Source organism: Allorhizobium undicola ORS 992 = ATCC 700741, assembly GCF_000621665.1.
In the GTDB taxonomy this organism is placed as follows: domain Bacteria; phylum Pseudomonadota; class Alphaproteobacteria; order Rhizobiales; family Rhizobiaceae; genus Allorhizobium; species Allorhizobium undicola.
Genome location: NZ_JHXQ01000013.1, coordinates 115,171 through 124,402, shown reverse-complemented (window position 1 = coordinate 124,402; position 9,232 = coordinate 115,171). Strand labels below are relative to the sequence as shown.

6 protein-coding genes, 1 other RNA gene and 1 pseudogene are annotated in these 9,232 nt (G+C 59.2%); 5 read left to right on the top strand and 3 right to left on the bottom strand.

Annotation, left to right across the window (positions count from 1 at the left end; genetic code table 11):
* Positions 1-1,316 (bottom strand): annotated as a pseudogene (locus T424_RS0112815) (hypothetical protein); the annotation flags it as partial.
* Between the two features lie 395 nt (positions 1,317-1,711).
* Here T424_RS0112815 and ssrA point away from each other — a divergent pair.
* The 5 genes from ssrA to T424_RS0112795 all read left to right on the top strand — a co-directional run bounded on the left by ssrA (position 1,712) and on the right by T424_RS0112795 (position 3,851).
* Positions 1,712-2,071, top strand: a transfer-messenger RNA (tmRNA) gene (gene ssrA / locus T424_RS22140).
* A 203-nt stretch (positions 2,072-2,274) separates the two neighbouring features.
* On the top strand, positions 2,275-2,781 hold the full coding sequence (locus T424_RS0112810) for an SspB family protein (protein ID WP_027488085.1): 507 nt from the start codon (positions 2,275-2,277) through the stop codon (positions 2,779-2,781).
* A 7-nt stretch (positions 2,782-2,788) separates the two neighbouring features.
* Complete coding sequence (locus T424_RS0112805) at positions 2,789-3,001, top strand: DUF4169 family protein (protein WP_027488084.1); 213 nt, start codon at positions 2,789-2,791, stop codon at positions 2,999-3,001.
* Positions 3,002-3,049: 48 nt separating this feature from the next.
* Complete coding sequence (locus T424_RS0112800) at positions 3,050-3,265, top strand: ribbon-helix-helix domain-containing protein (protein ID WP_027488083.1); 216 nt, start codon at positions 3,050-3,052, stop codon at positions 3,263-3,265.
* A 277-nt stretch (positions 3,266-3,542) separates the two neighbouring features.
* Positions 3,543-3,851, top strand: a complete 309-nt coding sequence (locus T424_RS0112795; RefSeq protein ID WP_154664902.1) for a hypothetical protein — start codon at positions 3,543-3,545, stop codon at positions 3,849-3,851.
* 204 nt (positions 3,852-4,055) lie between these two features.
* On the opposite strand, the gene T424_RS0112790 is transcribed toward T424_RS0112795, so the two are convergent.
* The gene (locus tag T424_RS0112790; RefSeq protein ID WP_051558961.1) at positions 4,056-7,685 is read right to left on the bottom strand and encodes an AsmA family protein; all 3,630 of its coding nucleotides are present in this window, start codon (positions 7,683-7,685) and stop codon (positions 4,056-4,058) included.
* Between the two features lie 113 nt (positions 7,686-7,798).
* Complete coding sequence (locus tag T424_RS0112785; RefSeq protein WP_027488080.1) at positions 7,799-9,208, bottom strand: FAD-binding oxidoreductase; 1,410 nt, start codon at positions 9,206-9,208, stop codon at positions 7,799-7,801.
* Positions 9,209-9,232 lie beyond the last annotated feature (24 nt).

Below are 9,232 nucleotides of genomic sequence, written 5' to 3'. Positions count from 1 at the left end.
AGCACGGCCTGGGTAAACAGTTCCCTGTCCGCCTTCTTGTCGTCGCCGGAGCCGAAATACTGTTTCGCCATCACCTCAACGGTCGGGCGGAACAGGTTGGAAGTATTGTCGCCGTCCTTGTAATTCTTGTCCCGCTTGGCCACGGCCAGAAGACCGTCATAATCCACATTCACCGTGTCGAAGATCGGCCCGCCCAGCCGCAACTGGCTGGCATCGACAATCGGAATGACAGACCCCACGCCCTGCATCGCCTTCTCGTCCAGCGCCCCGCCAGAACCCGCCTGCAACAGACCCTTGATCGAGGCATAGGTATCGGGAAGATTTTCCACGACGTTCTTCGCGAAAAAGTCGGAATAGGTCTTCTGCGCCTTTTCCATCCGTTCGTTCGACAGACCCGGCCAATCCGCCGGCACCTGATCCGTCTTCGATTGCTGGGGCAGGATCATCGTATAAAGACTAAGGGCGGCGTTATACTCGTCGCTGATTTCCTTGACGCTCTTGCCCTCCGCCAGACCGCCGGTCAGCAGCCCGCCATTCACGATGTCGCGATCGAAGGAATCCAGCACCTCCTTGCGCAGCGCGACTATATCGTCCCAGCGCTTCGTATTCGCCGCGTCGATTTCGTCCTTATCCATCCCGCTGGTATCCTGAGCCGCGACAGGAACCCCGGAGAACAGGGAATTGAACAGTTTGAAGGTTTCCTGCGTCAGCAGCGATTGAACTTCGGGATCGGAGCCGAGAATCTGGATGGCGTTCTTGAAGTCGTCGTTGATCTCGACGCCATTGTTGATGCCGTACTGATTATCGCGGAAGGCCTGGGAGAGATTGGTGTATTTGGCCTGGTTCTGAAGGAGGTCCAGATACATGATGAAGCGCTGACGAGGCGTGTAATTGCCGGGATTTTTCAAAACATCCAGGCTTTCGAAGGACTTGTCCTCATTGTTGATCTTGTTGACAAGCGCCCTGTTGACCTCCTGCATGGAGCTGGAGTTGAAGAGTTTCTGGGCAATCTCGGCCGCGGTGGAATAATCGGCCGTGTCTGCGGCGCTGGTAGCCGCAAGGCTCACCGTATTGTTGACGATGTCGGAGGCCGATGCCGTATTGCCGCTCGCCACCGTTTTTCCCGAGGCGGTCGTGCTGATGCTGAGCACCGCTGCCGTGCCCGTACCGGCGCCCGATGGCGAGACCTTGCGGGTGCTGTCCTGCTGCTGGGTGGTTGCGGAAGTGCCGCCTGACCCTGACAATTGCGAATAATCCAGAAAATTTCTGCTGGTAACGTCTTCTGGGCTATTGCTGGAGACCGCCGTGGAAGCCATTCATTTCCCCTTTATGACTGTAAATATTTCTTAACAAACGCACAATGTGAATTTTTTGTAAATATATTTTTCAATATTGAGCATTCAATTTTTATAATTTACTCATAATCTGGCGGAAATCTAATAGCAATTCATTGGTTTTATTGATATTTTTTGCGAATTGATACATTATAAAGAAGAATCTAAAAGGTCGGTAACAAATTTGTAACCATACTATTCTTTGAAATCACTTCACGCACACTTCGTTTTTCGTATTTTTCATTCGCAATCCAGATAGCCGGATCGCAGCAGCGCCGCGCAATCATGGCGAGCCCTCGCCTTGAAGGCTTTCACATTTCGGTGAAGCGAACCGCATGAATACCCCATGGGATAAAGCTGTGTCCGGCCACACGCGCCCTCTTGAAACCGGCGGGCGCCAGCACTATGTTCGCCACGCTTCGCAAGAAGACTATGGCAATAAACGGTCGATGAAATAAACCTATTGGACCCGGGGGCGGTACCCGGCGCCTCCACCAAAAACCGGCCTGCTGACCGGCTTTTGATGGGGGCGAAACAGGATCGACAAGGGCGTAAAGATCGAACTTTTGCTCGGCATGATACCGCCGTTATCGGGTCACTAGAGTAGTTGCAAACGACAACAACGCTCAGGGTTACGCTCTCGCTGCCTAATGGCGGTGCGGGAAACCCAACCTAAGTCCTTGCGGGTAGCACTGTAAGGCGGGGTTCGGAGGTACCTGGCAACAGAAACCTCCACCTGCTTCCTTTCCCGTCTTGTTCCATGTCCCATGGTTTTCTGTGGCGAAAAACCGCCATTGCGGCCGCGTTTTTGTGCAAGCGGAAAATTGAAAACATTCTACCTTTGCGCCCGACGTCAGCTTGGCATATATAATCATGCGGTCGCATGTCTGCTGCGTCAGCATGAAGACCGGGAATCAGACTGAAGGAAAGACAGGATCACATGGGCCAGGACCACATCCGTTATGACATTCTCGCTCAGGATGCGCTGCGCGGCGTCATTCGCAAGGTGCTGGCCGAAGTGGCGGCAACGGGACGCTTGCCGGGTGAACATCACTTCTTCATCACCTTTCTCACCGGCGCGCCGGGCGTGCGCATTTCCCAGCATCTGAAGGCCAAATATACCGAGCAGATGACCATCGTCATCCAGCATCAGTTCTGGGATCTCAAGGTAACGGACACGCATTTCGAAGTTGGCCTGTCCTTCTCCGAAACGCCGGAAAAGCTGGTTATCCCCTTCAACGCCATTCGCGGTTTCTATGATCCTGCCGTGAACTTCGAGCTGGAATTCGACGTGCCTCTGGCAGAGGAAGAAGAAGAAACCGCCGCCGAAGTCACCGCCTACCCCGCAGCCGCCGAACGCGGCGAGGAGGATGCGGCGGCAACGACCGACGGAGAGAAAAAGCAGGGCTCCGTCGTGTCGCTGGATGCCTTCCGCAAGAAGCAATAGGCTCTCCATGGCGGATATCGTCAATCTTCGCCAGTTCCGGAAGGTCAAGGCGCGTCAGGAAAAGGAAAAGGCGGCGGAACAGAACCGCCTTACCTTCGGACGCAGCAAGGCCGAGAAAAACCTCACCAACGCACTGAACGAAAAGGCGCGAAAGGCCCTGGACCAATCGCGGCGGGAAGAACCGGCCCCGACGGGCGAACAGCCTTCAAAGCATGACTGACCGCATGGTCCAAGGCCAGCGGCATCAATCGGGTAACGGCCTGGTTCAATGATCCGCAAACATTCCGTTTCCCTGCATGGGCATCGCACCAGCTTCTCCCTCGAAGATGAATTCTGGGAAGAGCTGAAGCGCATGGCGCAAGCGCGTTCGATTTCCCTTGCTCTTCTCATCGCGACAATTGATGAAAACCGGCCACCAGATTGCAATCTGTCAAGCGCATTGCGACTTTCGGTTTTAAACTGGCTAAAAAGCGGACAATTTTAATCATCCATAAAGATTGTGATGCATAACTATTGCAAGCGAAACATCCTGTTTCGCCATGTTATGCCAAGGCTCGAAGATGCTACAGCGCCGTGCGTTTTAACAAACGCACAAAGGACGCTGTAACACTTTAAATCTGCTGCATAATTTTCACCTTAAATCGATTCCGATTTAAGGAGTTATGCAGTAGTTGTTTCATATGCTGACCAATGCCTGCCAATCCATCATGTCGAGGATAGAGCGGGCCTCCTCGGCCAGCACCAATTAAAGGATCAAGACAATGATGGGTGGTATCTCATTTGGCGGCTTTGGCCCCATGGGTGGAATGGGTGGAATGGGCGCAATGCGTCCGCAGCGTCCCGCAGATGACAGCGCAACCAGCGCCGCCGCAACGGCCAGCACCACCGATAGCGCAACGGCCAGCAGCACCGCAAGCACCGACGCGACGGCAACTGACAGCGAAACCACCGAAACCTCCGCAGCACCGGAAGGCTTCGAGGACTTTGCTGGCAAATTTCCGAATTTCGGCGGTGGCAATGTCGGTCAGGGCGACATGCCTCCCTTCGGCCAGCGTTTCGGCTTCTTCTGAAAACCCGCCTCGGGAAACGAACATTCGGCTCGTGCGGGACAGAGCCTTTCAGCAACTCCGCTCTACCATGATGGCATGGCGGATTTCCTTATCCGCGACCCGGCGCCTTATTCGGCGCGGAACACTGCCCGCCATTGAAGCAAAACCATTTCCGCAAATTCCCGTCGCACTCTGGCAACCGACAAGTGCCGACAGATAAAGCCCTCAATTCACCCCCGGCAAACTCTCCATGTTCAAATGCGGCACGGAAGCATCAGGGTTTTGAGGGCGCAGGGCAGGCGGCGGGTTGACGGCTGCGGGTAACTGACTGTTCTTCAGCATCTTTTCGACTTCGGCATCGGCAGCACGGCGACGTTCCTCGTCCAGCCGGGCCTTTTCCGTCTGTCGCGCGGCGGCAAGCGCTGCGTAATAGGCCGCCTCGCGCCGCAGACGCTGCTTTTCCAGCACATTGGCCTGCAAGGTTTCCACGCGCCTGCGCTCCCGCTCCAGCGCCCGCGCGGAGAGATCATTGGCAAGCGACGACACGTCATAGGCGGCCTCAAGCCCACGCAAAGGGCCCGAAAGCTTCAGGACCAGCTCCGGATCGCTGCCTTTCGGCGCATCTTCTCCCGCCGGAAAGGCAAGGACAAGCCGCGCATCTAGCGTGGCCGACGCCAGGGCCAGGCTGCCATCCACATGCAACACCGCCTGCGGCAGGGGAAGTTGCACGCCCTGCACGCGCCCACGCCCCTGCGATAGGGAGATCGGCAGTTCCAGCCGCTCGAAGCGGGCGGGCTGGCGTGCCAGAAGCGAGGGCAGCAACTGGCTGACGCGCTGCTGCGAAACCTCACCGCTTTCTCCCATGAATGCCTTCTGCAATCCGTCATAGGCGCTGAAATCGAGCCCTGTCACCACCATTTGCGAAGCGACCGCCTTGCCGGAACCATTCAGCGAGGCTGCAAGATCGGCAATGGACGCGCCACTGCCGTCCACTTGCAGGTCGAGATCGCCCCTGCCGCTGATCCGGCCCGAGGGCCACGCCTTGGCAAGATCGACCTGACGGGCAGAAACCTTGCCCCGTAAAAAGGCCGTCTGCTGGCTCACCGACAGGCTTGCCTGCCCTTCCAGCGTGCCGCCCAGCCATTCCGCCCCAAGGTTTTCAACCTGCAAGGCGCCATCCACCACGGAAAAGCGCAGCTTTGCAGCATTTGCCGGCGGCAGATCTCCGAGCGCCAGCGTCCGTGCATCCACCACCAGCGCAAGTTCGCTGGTCCCCCAGATCGGCGCGATGACCTTTTCGGCTTGCGGGGTGCCGTCGGCTGCCGTCAGCGACCCCACGGTTGCGACAGCCAGCCAGCCGAGATCGGCATGGTCGAGGCTCAGCGCCCCATCCACCCGCCAGCCCTCGCCCATGGCAAGATTCATCTGGCCGGAGACAGGATTTTCATCCACCGTCCCCTTCAGCTGGCTGATGACGATATTGCCGCCCAGCCGCTGAATATCGGCAGAAAGCGCCACCGGCAGCCCCTGACCCATATTCGGCAAGGCAGCCGCATTCATGGTCAGCAAGGGCTCCAGATCGTCGCTGTTGAGCGTGAGATGCCCCTGCCCGTCGCCTGCAACATCGCCGGAAAGATTGATGCTGCCCTGCATGGCAAGGCTGGTTCCGGCGGCGGCAAAATCAAGCTTGCCGCTTGCCGGGGCCGCCCCCTGCTGTTTCAGCTCGAGCGCAAGCGTTGCGGGGCCATCCCCCGGCAATGGCAGAGGATCGAAGCCCAACTGCCCCAGAAGTGTGGCGGGATCGTTATTGGCGAGTGTGAGTGTCAGGCTCTTTTCGGCATCATCAAGCGGATCGAACAGGCTGTTTTGCGCCAGATGCGCCGCAACCTCGGTGCCGTTCGCCTTTCCCTTGAGATCGAGAGCAATGCCACCATAGCGCTGATCGCCAAAACGGGCATCGATTGCCACGCTGGTCTCGCCATACCAGCGGCCATGGCTGCCAATTTTCGCCAGAAGCGGCTGATCGGGAAACTGACGGGCCAGCATGGCCAGAAAAGCCGACGCATCGGCGGAATGCACAATGGCCTGCGCCTTGCCATTATAGTCGGCAAGCGAGCCCGCGGCCTCGCCATTGGCCGTGATGCTGGCGCCAGCCAGATCGCCAATCTCCAGCTTGCGCAGCGAAAAGCCACCATCCTTAAAGGTAAACAGGCTATCGACATCCCGCGCTGTCAGGCCAAAGGCGCTGAATGCGCCCACCTTGATCTTGCCCGCAATCTGATGGCGCAGCAGCTCCTCCGTTCCGGCATCGCCTGTCACCAGCGAGGCCAGCGCCCTTGCGGTCTCGTAATCGAAGGCATTGCCATTGAGGTCGAAGGACAGGCTGGGTGCAACACCCGTTTCGGCCCGGCGCTCGAGATGGCCGTGCAGGGTAGCGCCACCCATGGCCAGTTCCAGCTTGTCGAAACGCTGCATATCCTCGGTCAGTTGCACATCGGCGGAAAAGCCCGCCGTCCTGAGCTGGCGAAGGGCTGGATCGACCTCTCCCGCCAGCCAGCCCGCAAGGCCGGAAGGCTGATTGGAAGCCGCCAGAAGCGCGCCGGTAAAGGATGCATCGCCCCGCAGCCGCAACCGGCCGGAGGCTTCCACCTGGGTGCGGCCCGGCAGAAGCGCCACGGCCTTTTCCACCTGCCAGCCATCGCCATTCGGCCTGAGATCCAGCGTCACGTCGCGAATGACGGTATCGCCCGCAAGAATGGCAGGCAGTTTCAGGCTGGCGCGGCCCGGCACCGACGGCACCGGGATCTGATCGGCCAGCGCCAGAAGGGCGCGGATGCGCTGGCGCACTGACGCTTCGGCAAGCCTGCCGGTCTTGCCCTTTGGCGTGTCCGGCGTCAGCCGGTCCACGTCGATCTGCTGGCCCTCGGCGGTCAGAAGAAATTGGCCGTTCTTGCCGGTATCCAGTGTTGCCTCGCCGGTAATGACGTAAGGATCGTCCGTGGTGCCGATTTCCAGCCGGTAATCGGGCAGACGAATCCGGTCATTGGCCAGTTCGAAATGCCCTTTGGCACGGGGGCGCGGCATGGGCTTTTCACCGGCCTGCACCCGGCTTCCATGCTCGGCAAGCGCGCGAAGGGCTGCGGAAAAACTGCCCTTGAGCGTGGGCCTGCCCTGCAAGAGCGCAAGATCGCCGGCCAGATCGACATCGATGGGCTGACGATCCGGCGCAATATGGATCTTGACCGAAACCTGATTTGACCCCGGCTCCGGCTGGAGGCTGGACAGCGTGAAGCCGCCCGCCTGCCCGTCCAGCGCCGCCCGTCCGTTCACCGTCCATGGCCCTGCCAGAGAGCGGGCCGAAAGCGCGGCATCGAGGCCCGTCACCTTGCGGGTCGTGCCGGTCTGCTCGTCGATAAAGGTAATCTCGCCACCGGTGACGCTGACATTTTCCAGCACCACATTGCGGGCAGGAAGGCTTGGGCGGCTGCCGCGCAGCCAGTCCAGCGAGCCGTCGGTCAGAAGGCGCAGCCGAAGCTGCGGGCGTTCCACGCGCATACTGAAAATACGCGCCTCACCGGAGAGAAAAGGCGCAAGCTCGGCATCCATGGAAAAGCTTGCGACACGCACCAGCGTCTGCCCGTCTTCACCGGGGCCAATGGTCACATCGTTGAGCGTCACGGAGGGAAAGGGCAGAAGCCGCGCCGCCACCGTGCCCTGCACGACAACCTTCTTGCCCAGAATGCGGCTGGCCTCGGCCTCGAAATTCTCCTTCAACCCTGTCCAGTTGACAAAGAGAGGCGCAAGCAGTGCTGCAAAAAGCACCAGCACCACCAGACCGCCGACTGCGATGAACACTCTTGCGAACACGCCGAACCTTATACCACTGACGGCGGGAAAACCCGCCTCGACGATTGATCGAAACCGAACAGTAACCACTTGCCTTCAAAGGACAAGCCGTAAACAATGTTTTACAGGCGGAAGATCTTGCCCGGATTGAAGATGTTATCGGGATCAAGCCCGCGCTTGACCTGCCGCATCACCGCCAGCGCCCCGCCAAGCTCGGCCTCCAGATAGCTCATCTTGCCCTGGCCCACGCCATGTTCGCCGGTGCAGGTGCCATCCATAGCAAGGGCGCGTGCGCTGAGCCGTGCCATGAAGGCTTCCACCCTTTCCACATCGGCCTCGCTTTCGTCATCGAAAAGCATCAGCAGGTGGAAATTGCCATCGCCCACATGCCCTACGATCGGCGCAAGCAGCCCGCTTTCACGCAGATCACGCTGCGTTTCGGCCACGCAATCGGCCAGTCTGGAAATCGGCACGCAGACGTCGGTGGAAAGTCCGCTCAAATCAGGCCGCAGCGCCCGGCCTGCCCAATAGGCATTGTGGCGCGCTTTCCAGATTTGCGCCCGCTCCTGCGGATCGGCGGTAAAGCGCAGGCTTTGCGCGCCAAACTCTGCGGCAATGGCAGCGAACTGATCGCATTGCTGCGCCACACTCTGCTCGGTTCCGTGAAATTCGAGGAAAAGGGTTGGCTTTTCATCCAGCGTCAGGCCGGAATAGGCATTGCAGGCGCCGACCTGCACCTCGTCCATCAGCTCGATGCGGGCCATGGGAATGCCCATCTGGATCGTCAGGATCACCGCATCACAGGCAGATTTCAGATCGGGAAATTGCGCGATGCCGCCGCCGATCTTCTCGGGAATGCCCTGAAGCTTCAAGGTCAGTGCGGTTATGATGCCAAGCGTGCCTTCCGCCCCGATGAAAAGCCGGGTGAGATCATAGCCTGCCGCGGATTTTCGCGCCCTTTGCGCGGTGCGGATCACCTCGCCCTCAGCGGTGACAACGGAAAGCGCCAGCACATTGTCTTTCATGGTGCCATAGCGCACGGCATTGGTGCCGGAGGCGCGTGTGGAGGCCATGCCGCCAAGCGTCGCATTGGCGCCCGGATCGATGGGAAAGAACAGGCCCGTATCGCGCAGATAGGTATTCAGCGCCTCCCGCGTCACGCCCGGCTGCACGGTGCAGTCGAGATCCTCGGCATTGACCTGCAAAACCTTGTCCATGCGGCTGAAATCGATGGAAATGCCGCCATGGGCGGCATTGACCTGTCCCTCCAGCGAGGTTCCCACGCCAAAAGGCACCATCGGCACCTTATGCGCCGCGCAAAGCCGCACCACGGCCTGCACGTCTTCGGTGCTTTGCACGAAAACCACGCCATCCGGCAATTGTGCGGGCAGATAGGTGGTGGTGTGGGCGTGCTGCTCCCGGAAGGATTGCCCCGTCTGGAACCGCTCGCCAAATTGCTGCCTGAGCAGGTCGAGAGCGGCGGCAATGCCCGCCTCGTTTCGCTCGCCTGCAATCACATCCTTGCGGCTCATGGCAAGCTCCCCTGCAAAACGATT